General features: G+C 65.1%; 14 protein-coding genes and 1 pseudogene. All 15 read right to left on the bottom strand.

Annotation, left to right across the window (positions count from 1 at the left end; translation table 11 throughout):
* Nucleotides 1–6: 6 nt before the first annotated feature.
* Entirely contained in the window at nt 7–462 is a 456-nt protein-coding gene (locus PHAMO_RS15120) for a PIN domain-containing protein (protein WP_002730567.1), read from the bottom strand.
* Complete coding sequence (locus PHAMO_RS15115) at nt 459–704, bottom strand: type II toxin-antitoxin system Phd/YefM family antitoxin (protein ID WP_002730566.1); 246 nt, start codon at nt 702–704, stop codon at nt 459–461. The genes PHAMO_RS15120 and PHAMO_RS15115 overlap by 4 nt, the downstream gene beginning before the upstream one ends.
* 93 nt (nt 705–797) lie before the next feature.
* On the bottom strand, nt 798–4,946 hold the full coding sequence (pglW, locus tag PHAMO_RS15110) for a BREX system serine/threonine kinase PglW (protein WP_002730565.1): 4,149 nt from the start codon (nt 4,944–4,946) through the stop codon (nt 798–800).
* 184 nt (nt 4,947–5,130) lie between these two features.
* Nucleotides 5,131–5,430 (bottom strand): DUF2274 domain-containing protein, encoded by a 300-nt coding sequence (locus PHAMO_RS15105; protein WP_002730564.1) that lies wholly within the window; start codon nt 5,428–5,430, stop codon nt 5,131–5,133.
* A 12-nt stretch (nt 5,431–5,442) separates the two neighbouring features.
* Nucleotides 5,443–5,991, bottom strand: coding sequence for a TrbI/VirB10 family protein (locus PHAMO_RS20140; protein ID WP_235720863.1), 549 nt, complete (start codon nt 5,989–5,991; stop codon nt 5,443–5,445).
* Nucleotides 5,897–6,652, bottom strand: a complete 756-nt coding sequence (locus tag PHAMO_RS20135) for a hypothetical protein (protein ID WP_002730561.1) — start codon at nt 6,650–6,652, stop codon at nt 5,897–5,899. The genes PHAMO_RS20140 and PHAMO_RS20135 overlap by 95 nt, the downstream gene beginning before the upstream one ends.
* Complete coding sequence (gene trbG / locus PHAMO_RS15095) at nt 6,649–7,635, bottom strand: P-type conjugative transfer protein TrbG (RefSeq protein WP_002730560.1); 987 nt, start codon at nt 7,633–7,635, stop codon at nt 6,649–6,651. Before trbG ends, PHAMO_RS20135 begins: the two co-directional genes overlap by 4 nt.
* Nucleotides 7,632–8,357 carry a conjugal transfer protein TrbF gene (gene trbF / locus PHAMO_RS15090; protein WP_002730559.1) on the bottom strand — a complete coding sequence of 242 codons (726 nt, stop codon included), beginning with the start codon at nt 8,355–8,357 and terminating at the stop codon, nt 7,632–7,634. Before trbF ends, trbG begins: the two co-directional genes overlap by 4 nt.
* Nucleotides 8,350–9,696: a P-type conjugative transfer protein TrbL gene (gene trbL, locus PHAMO_RS15085; protein ID WP_002730558.1), complete on the bottom strand. Its 1,347-nt coding sequence runs from the start codon at nt 9,694–9,696 to the stop codon at nt 8,350–8,352. Before trbL ends, trbF begins: the two co-directional genes overlap by 8 nt.
* Before the next feature lie 6 nt (nt 9,697–9,702).
* Nucleotides 9,703–10,059, bottom strand: a complete 357-nt coding sequence (locus PHAMO_RS19885) for a hypothetical protein (RefSeq protein ID WP_002730557.1) — start codon at nt 10,057–10,059, stop codon at nt 9,703–9,705.
* Entirely contained in the window at nt 10,056–10,409 is a 354-nt protein-coding gene (locus tag PHAMO_RS19880; protein ID WP_202801579.1) for a DUF4141 domain-containing protein, read from the bottom strand. The genes PHAMO_RS19885 and PHAMO_RS19880 overlap by 4 nt, the downstream gene beginning before the upstream one ends.
* 393 nt (nt 10,410–10,802) lie before the next feature.
* Nucleotides 10,803–10,883 (bottom strand): annotated as a pseudogene (locus PHAMO_RS19600) (transposase); the annotation flags it as partial.
* A gap of 111 nt (nt 10,884–10,994) precedes the next feature.
* Nucleotides 10,995–11,768 (bottom strand): hypothetical protein, encoded by a 774-nt coding sequence (locus tag PHAMO_RS15075; protein WP_155801835.1) that lies wholly within the window; start codon nt 11,766–11,768, stop codon nt 10,995–10,997.
* 87 nt (nt 11,769–11,855) lie between these two features.
* Nucleotides 11,856–13,091, bottom strand: a complete 1,236-nt coding sequence (locus PHAMO_RS15070) for a BPSL0067 family protein (protein ID WP_002730551.1) — start codon at nt 13,089–13,091, stop codon at nt 11,856–11,858.
* Nucleotides 13,092–13,625: 534 nt separating this feature from the next.
* A partial coding sequence (gene tnpC / locus PHAMO_RS15065; protein WP_040567510.1) for an IS66 family transposase occupies nt 13,626–14,672 on the bottom strand: 1,047 nt, incomplete at its 5' end.

Here is a 14,672-nt window from a genome sequence, read left to right as displayed (position 1 = left end):
AAATCTTCAGGATCGAGAGGGGGCCAGCAGTGCGGCCAGCAGGGGATGGGAGGGCGTGATGAAGGGGTTGACCACCGTCACACCGCGCCAGGTGAAGCCGTCCTGCAAATCCTCGGACAGCAGCAGACGGCAGCGCGCATCGGCCGCGACCGCCAGAATGAGAGCATCCCAAATTTGCAGGCCATGGTCGGCGACCAGATCCATGGCCGACAGCAGGGCTTGATCGGTGGTGTCATGGACCGGCAGGGCGTCGCGCCACGACAGCACCGCCGCCCGCGCCTCGGCGGCGGGGCGCCTCACCTTGGCGGTCAGCACCCGGAACAATTCACCCAGCACCTGGACGGGCACGATGGCGGCGCCCTCGGGCAAGACGGCGATCAGGTCCAGGGCGCGCGCCTGACGCACAGGGTCGTTGACGCCCTCGGCATAGACCAGGACGTTGGTGTCCAGCGCGACGATCACGCAGGGGTCCCGTCGTCATACAACTCGTCCCGACTCCAGGAAATACCGGCGGTCGCCTGCCCCCGAAGCCGCGCCAGCAGCGCCTGTTTGGCCTGCCACTGGTTGGGGGAACCGGCACCCGTCGGCCGGATGGTGGCGACGGGGGTCCCGCGCGAGGTAACCGTTACCGTCTGCCCCGCCTGCACGTCACGCAGGATGCGAGAGAAATGGCGGTTGGCATCGGCGGCGGAAATGTTGCGCATGGGAACACCTTGGATGCGTGGGGTCACAGGCAGTATCAGGCCGCAGAGACGCAGGAGCAAGAAAGAAGGTAGTGAGGTCACTACCTTCTACCATCACGCGGCCCGCCCCGCCCGATGACGATTCTCCACCCACGCCTCCGGCACCATCGCCCATTGCGCCGGCATCACCGGCACCGGCTTGCCCTCGATGGCCGGCATGCCGGGCTGCATCATCGGCACCAGCACCACCATGCCGGTCGGTCCTGTGGCTGTGGCGCAATCTCCGCGAAGGACGTCCAGGCGGGAAACAAGATCGTAGCGCCCGATCAGGCCGGCATCGGTCAGCAGCACCGGACCTGATGCGGCACGGAGAACGGCTTCAACCTGGGGCCAAGCCATGTCGGCGAGCGTTTTGAGGTGCTGCCATTCGGCCGTGGTGGGACCGGCGGCATCGGTTTCGCGCACGATCAGCCAATCGACCTCGTTGGTTTCAGCGGTCGCCTTCATTGCCCTCAACAGCAGGGCATCGATGCTGAAGCGGATCATGCCGAATCGCTGCTCCAGTTCCCGCGCCACCGCCAGCGCCCGGCGTGGCGCCAGGGCCAGGGCCAGGAATCCGCCGTCCGCCACGACGCGCACCAGCTTTTCCTCGAATTTACGGGCGTCTGCCAAGTCCGGACTCTCTTCATCCGGTGGGGCGAAGGTGCCCAGACGCGATTGGGTCTGGGCAGAACCGGACGGATCAAAGCCCATGGTTCGCCGCCAATAACCGGCGGGGCCGTTGGCACTCGCCTCACGCCAGTCCAACTCGGCTCCGGCCGCGCGCAACAAGGAATCCAGGGCGGGCCGGTCCGGCAGGGGTTGGGATTCCGGATAGCGGCTGTGGACACGCTCCCAGATCTGGTCCCTCGTCAACATGGCGGGCCCGACCAACGAACTCAGGGCAAGACGAATCGCCTGATCCGCGGGCATGCCGCGTGGGTAGATTTCCTGCCGCGTCGATAGTGCGGCGCGCGCCGACAGGGCGACGGCCAGACGCACCAAGCGCTGCGGCGCCGCGACGGCCAGCAGATCGGGGCCGGCACCCTCAACCAAACGCTCGCGCACGCGTTGTGGCGAGGCCAAGGGATCGAGGCTGGCGAGTTCATCGGCGGCCTCTCCCAAGGCCACGGCAGCGGACGCGATGACGGTGTCACTGGCGATCAGCGGCACCGTAGGAGTGGAAACCCAGCGGAATCGCGGTTCGGCTCCCATCTCTTCGGCATCGACCGCCGCCCGCACGACGGCTTGGGCCAATCGCATGCGCTCCCTGTCGTCGGTTATCAAAGAGCCTCGCTGGAGCAACAGGGCGCGGGCGGCCTCGATAGCTGTGACGGCTTTGCCCTCTTGCTCGAGCAGGCGGAGCAAATCGTCTCGGACTTTGGCCAGAGGGGCCTTGTCCCGCCACCGACTGCGGGCCTGACGCAGACTCTCGGCCAACGCCACCCGTGACAATCCGGTCCGGCCGGCCACCGCGCCGACGCCAAGCCACGGCTCGGACGCTTCTTCGAGCCCGAGATAAGTGGAGACCGCTTGATCCTCGGCGCGGTCCTCTCCGGCCGGCCGCTTCGGCAGCAGCGAGGCGGCCAGATGGTCGATGCTGCCAGCCAGCGAGGGCGCTTCGTCCTGGCTGGTGGTTCCACCGGGAACCAGCTCCGGCCGTAGATGGGCCAACCGCTTGGCCTTGAGGCGAATTTCCTTGCGGATGCGATCGCCGACGCCGCTGAGATAACGGAGCTTGAGGCGAGACACCCCCAGAAGCTGGCGGACGGTTTCGACTCCCATGCGGGTGAGCACATCGAGCGCCTCCACACCTAGCCCAAGTTCCGCCACCGGTGTCTGGACAGTGACCCGCCGGGCAATGGTATCAAAGGACTCATCGCTGACCACGGGCGTGCGCATGTCCTCGAACACTTGGCGCCAGACCTTCAGCATTTCCTCGGCATTATCAAAACGCTCGAGCGGCGAACGGCGGAGCGCACGGGCGAAGAACGCCACCATGCCATCGCGCACTTGTGGATCGAAGCGCTCGGGCTCCAGGGTCGCTTCACAATCGAGCACCGCCGGTTCGGAAGCGCCGTCGCCCCAGATGGGGATGCTGCCGGTCAGCATCTCGTAGAGGGTGATGGCCACGGCAAAGCGCTCGGCGTGCAGATCCCAGCGTGGCGGACGCCGCAGGCTGAGAAAGGGGTCCAGATAGGGTCGGGTTCCGGCGCGGATGTTGTCGAGCGATCCTTTCGACAGGGAAAAATCGAACAGCACAAGATGCAGGGTGTTCTTGCGGTTCGAGCGGATGCCGATGTTGTCGGGCTTGATGTCGCGGTGGGCGATGCCCTGCTCATCGAGGTAATCGATGGCGGAAATGAGATCCTCACCCCAGCGACGGGCGAGATCGAGGGAAGGCCGCTCGCCCCGGCGCAACCGGACAGCCAATGTTTCGTCTCCAGCCAATTCCATCAGCAAGGCTGTGCGACCCGAAATGCTCAAAGTTTGGCGGTGACGCACGATGCTCTGGTGATTCAGGCGAGCAATGATCTCGCCCTCGGCCCCCAGCCTGTCGGCGTAGGCGGAGTCGATCGCCACTTTCAGCACCAGTTGCTCGTCGGACCCGTCGCTATTGACCAGCAACGCGTCGGCGGAACTTCCCCGCCCCAGGCGGCGAATGACGGTGAAGCCCCCGTCGAGCCGATCCCCGGCCTTGGCCTGCGCCGGATCGATGACTTGCTCGTCGGCTTGTCCGGCGGCGGCATCCTCAACCTTGGCCAGCATGGCCAGAAACTCTTCGACAGAATCGAGACGGCGGCTGACGTCGGGATGGGTGGCTTGGCGGATAAGGTCGACCAGCGCAGCCGAAGCGCCGTCCATGACGTCGGCCACCATAAGACCCTGCCCCTGGCGCAGCTTGTTGACCAATTCCACTGTCGAACCGGCCGGCGGCTGGCCGGAGAAAATGTGATAGGCGATCGCGCCCAGCGAAAAAATGTCGGCCAGAATCGGTGGGCTGGCATGCTGAAGCGCTTCCGGTGCCATGTAGACCTTGGCCGGATCATCAACATGGTCTCCCGGATGGATCGTACCCAGGGTCTGTTGCAGCGTGCCGCCGGTGCTGCCGGCTTCGCGGGTTGCCAACTGCCAGTTCATCACCTGTAACCGAGGAAACCGCTCCGCGACATCGCGGACCAGGACATTCTGCGGCACTAGGGCGCGGTGGGTGAGCCGCTTATCGTGGGCGTAACGGATCGTCTCGGCTAGTTGGCGGACAAGATGCAGGCGTTGATCAACGTCCAGCCGATCAACCAGAGCCTTCTCTTTCAGGACGAAATCCAGGCGAACTGCCTTGGGGTCGAAATCAAAGACCAGTGCGGGACCGCGCTCGGTATCCTTAAAATCGCTGGCGCGCAGGATGCCGGGGTGACTGATCCCCTCTAGAATTTGAAACTCGCGCGCCACCGCCTTGAACACGTCGTCGCGCGAGCGTCCCGGAGGCGTTTGGAAAATGCGGATGCGGCGGCGAACATCGGCTGCGACATGATGGCCTTGGAAATCCTGAAAATCGTCCCCTTCCTCGATCAGCCGCTCCAACTCGTAATCGCCAATGCGGCGTTGGCGGAGCGAACGGCGGATCCCCGCTGTCTCCATGGCCGATTTCATCGTTCGCCTGACTGCGGGGTCACCGTTAGGATTGCGCTCCCGACCGGGACCGACCAAGCCGGTCAACGCAGCGATGATGCCCTCATCATGCACAGTCCCCGGCCGTCCGCGATTGAACACATTGGTGGCAACGAAGAGTGGTAGCGCGGAAATATCGTTAGTCGGCGATGACAAGAAGATAGCAGCAGTGACAAAAGGAACGGGCAACCGCGCCCGTCGGAACGCGTCTTGGCGATCGAGAAGGCTCTTTAGACGTTTAGCCTTTCGGTTGGCGAGTAAATAAGGATTGTCATACGTACTGGTACGGCCATCTTGCACCCAGGTCCAGCTATGGGCATCTCCTTCAACCCGGCCTGGACGGCTCTTGATTTCAACCAGGAACAGTCCTCTCGGCGAGAGGACCAAGGCATCAACTTCATTGACCCGCCCCTGGTCGTCGATGAACTCGAAATTCGACCAAACGTGCCAAGGATCAATATCTGGAAGATGGTCGCGCAGAAACGCCAGCGCGTCTTGCTCCCATTTGAATTCCGATTCGGCGATAGCCGACCAGCGTTGCGCCGACATAACCATTCAGTTGAACGCTCCAACAGGCCCCACGCGACAGGGCAGCAAGCCTAACCTAGGGGCAGCCTCCGGACAATGTAGGTCAAGAGATCAAATTTCTATCTCTTCGCCGCCGCCATCACCACCCGCAGCACATCATGAAGTGGCCTGGTCCGTATAGACAGCTTGGCGGCTTGGTTACGGTTCATGCTTATCCAGACTCCCCTCTCGGCGGGATCGAATCCGGCGCGGCTCCCTTCCGCCCCCGCCGCCGGGCCGGTTCGGCGGCATCAGCCGTAATCACCCCATCCTTGCGAGCTTTGGCAAAACCGCGATCGCTGGCGAGGAAGACCTCCAGCATCGAGGGGATCAGGTCGGCAACGGCCTCGGCATGGCCATAGGCTTGGCGATACGCGTCGGCATAGGCGACGAGATCGCGATTGAGGTCGGGACTGACAGTGATGACGATGCGGACCGGGGTGCGGTCGGGCAGTTTGCCAAGTTTTAACATGACGACCTCCGTTCAGCCCCGGTAGGGGCGCAGGATCAGATCCTTGTGGACGATGACGCGGAGCGGCCAGCCGGGACGGACGGTCAGGGTCGGCTGGATATTGAGGTTCTTCTCGGTCAGGCGCTGACCGGCGCGATCGGCGCTCTGCTGGGTCGATTGGCGCAGGGCGCGGACCAGATCGCTCTCGTTGGCGCCGGTGCTGGTCTCGGTGCCGACCCCGAGCAGGGTGGCGAGGACGATCCCCTTCAGCAGGGTTCCGGTATGGTAATCGACCTCGTCCGCCAGCCCGGTGTAGCCGGCCTCATCGCTGGCGGGGAGGTTTTCAACCTGGATCGAGGTCCCATCGGGCAGGATGATCCGTCGCCACACCAGCAGGGCGCGGGACTGGCCGAAGGCGACGACGCTGTCGTAACGCCCGATCAGCCGCGCTCCCTGCGGGATCAGCAAGGTGCGGCCGGTAACGCTGTCATAGACGTTCTCGGTCACCTGGGCCACCACCAGCCCGGGCAGATCGGAGTTGAGCCCGGTGATCAGGCTGGCGGCGATGACGCTGCCGGCCATCAATTGCCAGGGCGAGGCCGGCTGCTGCGGGGCATGCGGATTGTAGATCCCCGCCTCCGGCTTCTGGCCGAGGAAATCGAGCTTGCGCTGCTGGGCGTTGGGATCGCGCTCGGGATCGAGCGCCAACCGATTTGACTCCGTCTGGGCGGCATCCGCCATCGGCGCCGCAGCGGCGGCGATGGCGGATGCCGGTGCCGGCCCGGGTGGCGATCTGGACCATCACCCCGGCCTCGCGGGCCTTGAGCGCCTGGGCGGCGAGCCGCTGTCGTTCGGCCGCCGCCGCCTGATCGACCGGCTCGGCTCCAGGCACGAGTCCCATCTGGCGCTGATGCTCGAGGATCGGCCGCCCGAGATCACCCGGCAAGGGCGGCCCCAAGGGTGGTGTGTCCGGTTTGATCTGACTATACGATCCCGGCAGGGCGGCAAGTCCGTCCGGGGTCGTCTTGCGATCGGTGTTGTAGAGTTCCTGGGCCTGCTGCCCGATCCTGAGTGCCGAACCTTTCAGCCCCCACCACGTCACGCCGAAGATCGTCGCCGAGGTTACCCCGGCGATGCCGATCAGCAACGCGCGCTTGAACCGCAGTACGTTGCGCGGCGGGGCCCGCAGCACCAGGGATTCAGGATCGGACTTGGCCTGATCGGTGACGTCATGCGTATTCATGACCGGCCCCCGCTCTTCGGCACGCCATCGGTTCGGCTGATCCGAACCACCTGCTGGGGATCGGTGCCCAGGCGCAGTTCGGCGGCGGCGAACAGCCGGTCGACGATGTAGTAATTGCGCCGCACCCGGTAATTGACCAGTTGGGCCTCGCCGTCCGGCCCGACCACGAACAAAGGCGGCGCCTCACCCTGATCAAGCCGGGCGGGAAACTCGATATAGACCTTGGCGCCATCATCGAAGGCACGCACCGGTCGCCAGGGCGGGCTGTCGCCGGAAATGGCGTAGCGGAACCGCAGCGATTCGAGGGCGATGCCGTCGGCAACCGGGGTTGCCGCCTCGGTTTCGGCATTGCGGCGTTGCAGTGCAATCAGGGTCCCCTGCGGATAGGTCCAGGAAATCGCCGCCATGCTGGTGCGAACCGTGCTTTCCAGTTGCAGGTGATAGAAGCGGCGGTCGGTGGTGATGATCAGGTTGGTCCTGAGCCCTGGCGCAAACGGCTTGACCAGGACGTGGACCCGTTTGGATTCGCCTGTGCCGCTGGTGGTGTCGCCGATCACCCAGCGCACCGTGTCGCCGGCCGATACCGCAGTGAGCTGCTCGCCCGGTTCGAGCGCGATGTCGCTGACCTGTTCGGGGGCGGCATAGAGGCGATAGAGCGCCCCTTCGCTGTAGGGATAGACCTGGATCGCGTTAATGTAGCCATAGGCTGAGGGTTCCTGCAGCGCCGCCCGGTTGGCGGCGGCAACCCGCATTGTCGGCTTCCGCTTGTCCGGCTTGACCGGCTCGGGCAGCGGCTGAAGCTGGCCGGGCAACGGCAGCGGGGTGGGAATCTCGACCACCTCCACCGGACGGGGCGGCTCCGGCGCGATGGTGGCGGGATGGAAAGCGGCGCCGTCATAGGCAATCGCCGGCGGGGGTTCCTTGGCGGTGCAGGCGGCCAAGATGAGGAGCAAAACAATCATGCTGATGGGAGCGCGTTTCATGGCGATTTCCCTTCCGGTTTGCTGGCGCCGGGATCGAGGTCGCGGGTCCAGGCCAGGGCGGTGACGTAGAGGCCGAGCGGGTTCTTGCGCACCGTCTCGGCGGTGCGGGGCGGCTGGATCACGATCGACAGGATCGCGGTCCAGCGGCTGGTGGCGGCAAGGCTGCCGCGCTCATAGAGCTGCTCGGTCCATTTGACCTGGAACGAGGACTCGGAGGCGCGCACCACGCTGGTCACCTGGACGGAGACGGTGCGGGTGCCAATCTGGGCGAACGGATCGCTGGCGCAGGCCTGCTCGGTGAGGAACAGGGCGGCACGGTCGGTGACGAAATCGTAGGCCTCGAGCCAGTTCTGGCGCACCAGCACCGGATCGATCGACAGGGCGCGGACGTTGGTGATGAATCGGGCCAGATACCAGGCGATCTGGGCATCGCTGGGCCGGTAGGCCTCAATGGCAGGCCCGACCGCCCGCACCTGCCCCTGCGTGTCGATTTCGACGACATAGGGGACGACGCGACTTTGGGCCGATTGCCAGATCAGACCGCCGGCAAGGCCGAGGCTTAAGCTCAGGCCGCCGAAGGCCATCGGCCGCCAGTTGCGCGCCTGAACCCGGGCCGCGCCGATCCGCTCGTCCCAGAGCTGCGCCGCTTTCTGATGGGCGTCACCGGCACCGGGGTCTCGCCGTAACGCTGGAGGGATCGTCGGAACAGCATGGTCACACATCCTTGCTGGAGAGATCGGGATTGGCGGGAGCGCCGGGACGGTCGCCGTCCTTGATCGCCTGCAGGGCGGCATGGCGATGGGCGCGCGACGCCTGCTCGGACCGCAACTGACGGGCCCATTGGGGGGCGTTGTCGAACGAACGGGGGGACGGAGGAGAACCGGCCGCGCCGGAAATCGGACCGCCCCCGGTGGCGCGCCAACCGCTTTCGCGCCCGGCCTGGACGCTCTGCGACAGGGATTCCGTCGCACGATCCGCCAGCGAGCGGACACTCTGCACCGCCGCACCGCCCACAGCCCGGGCCATGCCGCCAAGACCGGCGGCGGCGCCCCCGATTCCGCCGGCCCCGGAAGTCGCCTGCCCCATCTGATAGGCGGTCGAGGCCGCCGCCCCCATCGCGGTTCCAGCCCTGATCGCCGACAGACCGGCCGCTCCGGCGGCACGCAGCATCCCGGCCCCACCCAGGGCGGCCCCACCGACCAACATCGCCGCCCCGGCTGCCGCGCCGAGAGTGCCGACCGCCGCCCCGGCGCCGAGTTGCGGCGCGCCGGACACCAGCCCGGCGGCGATGCCGGGGCCGAAGATGCCGAGTCCGAACAGTGCCAACGCCGCCAGCACCAGCGACATCGCCTGACCGATATTCGGCTCCTGGCCCTGCAGCGCGGAGATGAACTGGTCGAAGAAGCCCGAGCCGATGCCGACGATCACCGCCAGCACCATCACCTTGACGCCCGACGCAATCACGTTGCCCAGCACCCGCTCGGCCAGAAAGGCGGTCTTGCCCCACAGCGCGAACGGCACCAGCACGAACCCGGCCAGCGCGGTCAGCTTGAATTCCAGCACGGTGATGAATATCTGCACCGCCAGGATGAAGAAGGCGATGATCACGATCAGCCAGGCAATCAGCAGCACGGCGATGGTGAGGAAATTGTCGAAGAAGCTGGTGAAGCCCATCAGGGCACTGACCTGCTTCAACAGCGGCCACGCCGCCTGATAGCCGATCCCGGCCAGCTTGCCGGGTTTCAGCAGATCGTCAGCGGTCAGCGCGTTGGCGCTGGCATGCAGACCCAGTTCGGCGAAGGAGCGATAGACGATGTCGGCAAGGCTGCTGAAATTGTTGAGGAAGAAGGCGAAAAGGCCGACATAGAGGATCTTGCGGATCAGCCGCGACAGAATGTTGGCCTCGCCGTCCATTGACCAGAACAGCCCGGCCAGGGCGATATCGATTCCGATCAGGATCGTGGTCAACGAGGCGACATCGCCCGACAGCAAGCCGAAGCCGCTGTCGATCGCGTGGCTGAACGCCGCCATGAAGTTGTCGATGACCGAGAGATCGTCCATCTTGCGTCACCGTCCCGAATAGGCGGTCCCCGAACCAAGAAAGCGCGCCGTCGCCGCCTGCCCGGACGCTTCCGACTGGGCCTTGCGGGCCTGCTCGAGCGCCTCGGCGCGGTACTGCGCCGCCATCAGGGTCTGGATCTGCATCTGCTGCTTGGCGGAGAGCGCGATCAGCTGATTGGCCGCCTGCTGCGCCTGCAAACTGCCGGCCGCCCCCTGGCTGGCATTGACCAGATCGGACAAAGTGGCGGTGTCGGCCTGGACGTTCTGATTGACCTGGGATTGGATCAGCATCGTCTGGCGATAGGCGCTCATCGCGCTCTGCCAGCGAGTCCTCGCCGCCGCCAGCGACTGATCGCTGGTCATCGCCGCGCCGTATTGCGACGGGAATTGCTGCTGGAACGCGGTATCGGTGGCGTCGAGGGTGAAGGTGATCCCGTGGCTTGGCTCATCAGCCCGTTGATCCGCGACAGGGCCGTCGTCATCTGCCCCAGCGATGAGCTGTCGAGCGATCGCAGATTGCGGTTCATCGTCTCGAGCATCGCCGCCTCGTTCTGCAGCGAGCGGATCTGGTTGTTGATCTGCTCGAGCGACCGCGCCGCCTGCAGCACGTTCTCGGCAAAGTTGGAGGCGTCGAACACCGCCCATTGCGCCCGTGCCGAAGGGCCGAGCAGCGAGAGGACCAGCACGGCGGCAAAGACATGGGCCCTGCCCATGACCCGCTGGGGCCTGGAGGCCCCAGACCCCCAAAATGGGTTGGGTCCGGGAAGCCCGGCTTCCCGGTCGGGGCGTGGGGCGGAGACCCCACCCTGCGGAACCACTCCATATATAATGAGTGTCATGGGACGTACTCCCGGATCAGATCGACCGCCCAGGGCAGCCCCTTGGCGACCAGCCAGGACTCGAGAAACGAGTCCGGCGCGGCCGACAGACGGTCGATCAATTTCTGGTCGTCAGGCGACGAGGCGCCGCACAGCGCCAGCGCGACCGGGCCGAGGGCGAGGTCGAACAGCCGGTTGCCGCGCCGGGATTGCAGGTAGTAGTGCCGCTTGGGAATGGCCTGGGCGATCAGCTCGATCTGGCGGTCATTGAGACCGAAGCGGGCATAGGCGGCGCGGCTCCAGGAAGCACGGCAGGTAGCTGCCCTTGCGCAGTCTGGGGATGCGCAGTTCCACCGTCCCGGCGCGGGTTCCCGATGGGGATCCAGTGGATCTTGGCAGGCTGCCCATTACGCGGGTTATCACCACCGCGTGGTGCGTATTGATCGAGACTCTGACCCGATCACCCTTGTGGCCGCTACTTCATTTGGCTTTTGCCGCACCATCGATCAGATGGACGCCCGACGCCATGCCTTTGGCGTTTTTGTGGATTTCGATGGTGACGCCCGGATCGCTGAAGCTGGGCCAAACATCGTCTCCTTGCGGCCACCGGCGCCTCAGCCCGAACCGCGTCACCACGCCATCACACAGGGCCGAGCGGAGTGTCGGGTCGTCGGAGATGATCTCGATGATCTCTCGCGTCAGCCCATCCGCCCCCATCAGGATCCGGATGTCACGCCCCTCGCGGGTGAGGGAGAGATCCTCGTCGCTCTGACCGAGGATCGACCAGCCGTCGCGCTCCGCCACGGCGAAGACATCCGCCTTGCTTGTTCGGAGACCAAACCCGGACAGCCGGGTGCGCCGGCTGACCGGTTCGGCCACAAACATCTTCACCGGCCCAAGGAAGCCGCCATCGTCGACCTTGGTCAGGCAGACGAACCCCTTGGTCTGGCCAGGTTTTGCTCCGTGGCCTTTGGAAAAGCATACTCTGGCCTTACCGGGAACCTGGACCGTGATCCGGAAGGGTGAGAGATTGTCTTTGTCGCCATAAGCGCAGTCGATCAGTAGCCCCCCGAATGGGGCACGACTGATATCAAAATCCGGTGCGCTAATGGCCTCGAACGGCCCAAGCCATTCGAGGGCATAGGTCAGCGGTTTAGTTAGGCCATTCGGGCCATACCAAAAAGCCGGGCACTCCACCCGATACTCATCAATACCTGTTTTTTCGTCATAGGCGTAGGCATGGACGGCAACCATGCAGGCCAGAGCCGTGACGGTACCAAGGACTTTGCGTCGTCTCGCCACCACTCGCCTCCTATGGCTGCCGCCCGCTCAAAGCACACACTACTTCCTTTTTATTACAGAATACTTTCGTGCTTGATCAAGCGGAATCCAGTTTCTTTCGGCCATTCGTGCCTCTCGACCTCGTTGCCCCGGCTGATCAGACCGCGCGGCCCATTGATCGATAATCTCAATGCCGGGCTGGCCATTTTCGTTCGTCTTGTAGCCCACGAAGATCGCAGCGTGATTGCCTCTGCTCTTGCTGTCGTAGCCGCCCTGGGCATTCCAGCCGCTGGCGATGGCGATGGCGGTGCCGGGCTTGAGCGGCGGATTGCCATCACCCTGGATGTCTTCACCACGGTACCAGGTTTTCGTCGCGCCAACCTCGGGAACGACGGCCTTGATCAGGGCAACGCATTCCTTGCCGCCATTGATGGCGGTGTCGCCGCCGGTCGACAGCCACCCGCCATTGGCCTTGGCGCGTTGAATGATTTCGTCCGGACCGGCTTTGGCGACGAAGGGGGCGTTTGTCCGCTCGCTGGCATCGGCGACCTGGATGGTGTCGCTTTCTTTTGGATCGAAGGAATCATCCTCCTGATGCGTGTTGTAGATATCGATCCACAGCGGCGTCAGGCCCACCTCGGCCGGGGGTTCGGTCTTGGCCGCAGTGAGGCCGGCGGCGCCCATCTGCGTGACGAACTTCGCCGCCGAAGCCGGATCGGCGCTCGCCATCCTGTCGTGGACTGCCGCCAGTTCCGCCCTGGTGCCGGCGGGATCGGTCTTGGCCTGACCCTGATAATGGGTGACGGCGTCGGCATAGTCGTTCTTGCGCAGCAGCACGTCGGCCATGCTGCCTGCCGCCCAGGGATCGGCGCCATCGCTGGGGCCGAAGGGCGCGCCCGGCCGGTTGACTGTCCGATCGGACCCTTCGCCGCGCCCCGGATCGCCGCCCCGGTTCAGCCCCCCGGCAGTCTGGGTGGGATCGGTATCGTCGTCCAGGCCGGTCAGCTTCGGCAGTTTGGGCAGGTCGAAGCCTTGGCTCGGCTGCGGTCCCTTGGCGAAACCGTCGGCAGGATCCCACAAAAGCCCGCGATTGTTTTCCGTGGGGGGTATGGCCAGATCGAGCAGACTGGGCCGCCGCCGCCGGTTGATGCCGAAGGGGTCGGAGGGATCGGGGATTGGGAAGAGGCTGTCACCGCCGACAAGCGGCTGATCGCCGGGCAGGATCGCTCTTTGGCTGCCCCGCCGCTGGGCGGCACCGCCGGGAGTGAGGGGGTCGTCTTCGGACTCGAAAAACATGACGGGCTCCTTGGGATGGGCGCGCGGCATCACCCGCCCGAGCCATAACCGGGGCGGCAATCCTGCGCGAGGGGTCGAAACGACAACGCCCGGAACCGCTGGGGACGGTCCGGGCGCAGTATCGGATGTTGATACCCCCTGTGTACCACAGAGAGGAGGCACACAAAACTCTTTTGTTCATTATATGTTCCAGAAACGAAGAACGGCTCGGGATAATCCTGGGCCGGGATCCACGCGGCGAAGGCGAGATAGCGCATGATGAGTCGATGTCTCGCGGGCTGCCGCCCGCCCCCGCCTGGGGCACGGCCCCAGACCCGGTTTCTGAAATCAAGGGAAGGGGTTCGGGGAACACGTCCCCGAGCGGGAGCGGGCGGCAGCCCGGCATCTCCCTGACCGCGTAATCGCCGTTGCCGTCGAGCCCGGTGACCTCGGCGATGGTCTCGATCCGGCGGCCGGTGCCACGCCCGGCGATGAACACCACCAGATCGACCGCCTCGGCGATCGTAATTGCTCACGGGGTTGGCGTCGATTTTGTCAGGCGACGACGAAGGTGCCATTGACGAGGTCACGAACGGCCTGAAGGGCAGTCTGGCCCTTGAGGCGCGCCGTGCCGGTGACAGACCGATATCCGGCATGGACTTGGGCACCCCAGTCGGAGCGGAATCCATTGGTGACCTTGCGGAAAACGACGGAGGGCCGAATCTCGCGCTCGGACACATTGTTGGTGGGCGGGACCTCGCGATCGGTGAGGAAGACGAAGAACTTCGTTCGCCACGCCTTGATCTGGCGCTGGAGGATTTGCCCAGCTGGATGAGCGACCGGGATGGCGAGCAGGGTGTCGAGGCGGCGCTCTGCCTTGGCGGCATAAGCGACCAGCGTAGAGTCCTTGAGCTCTGTTCGTCGTTTGCCGACACGGATTGCCCAACGGAGATGATCACGAATTTTCGGGGCGAAGACGGTGTCGCCGCAATCGATGGCGTATTGGACGTCGCGCAGGACATGGGCGAGACAGACCTGATGGGCCAGGGCGAGATCCTGCTGTCCGGCGTAGCGGTCGGACACCCAGACCCCGGGGCGGTAGTCGCCCAACACGGTCTCGGCGACGCTTTTGGCCCGGCGCGGCGCAATGTCGTGCAGCACCGCCCGATCCGAGACAAACACCCACTGCCAGTGGGTGACGCCATCGACCCGGGTGGTGGTTTCATCCGAGGCGATCACCCGGGCGGTCAGCAATTTGGCCTTGATGGCCGCNCGTGCCTCGTCCAGCCCGGTCCGGACCCGACGGAAAGCATTGGCGATGGCGCCTTCCGAGACCGCCAACCCGAACAGGTCCTTCATCATCCGCGACAATCGCTCGAAGCCGACATGGTGGCTGTGGTGGAGATACAGAAGCAGGGAACGGACGCCCGGTCCGAACGGCGTTCCCGGNGTTCCCATCCCCGTCGGCACCTCGGCCCGGGCACGACGTCCACAGCCGCCACAGCGCCCGCCGAACAGTTCGATTCGGGTCACCACTGGGCGGATCACCGGGAGGTCGATGTGGTCGTAGCGGTGACGGCACCGCTGCCGATCCGCCGACAG

Origin of the sequence: Magnetospirillum molischianum DSM 120 (assembly GCF_000294655.1) — a bacterium.
In the GTDB taxonomy this organism is placed as follows: Bacteria; Pseudomonadota; Alphaproteobacteria; order Rhodospirillales; family Magnetospirillaceae; genus Phaeospirillum; species Phaeospirillum molischianum.
The sequence above is the reverse complement of the archived record's forward strand: the minus strand, read 5'-3'. Positions and strand labels throughout refer to the sequence as shown.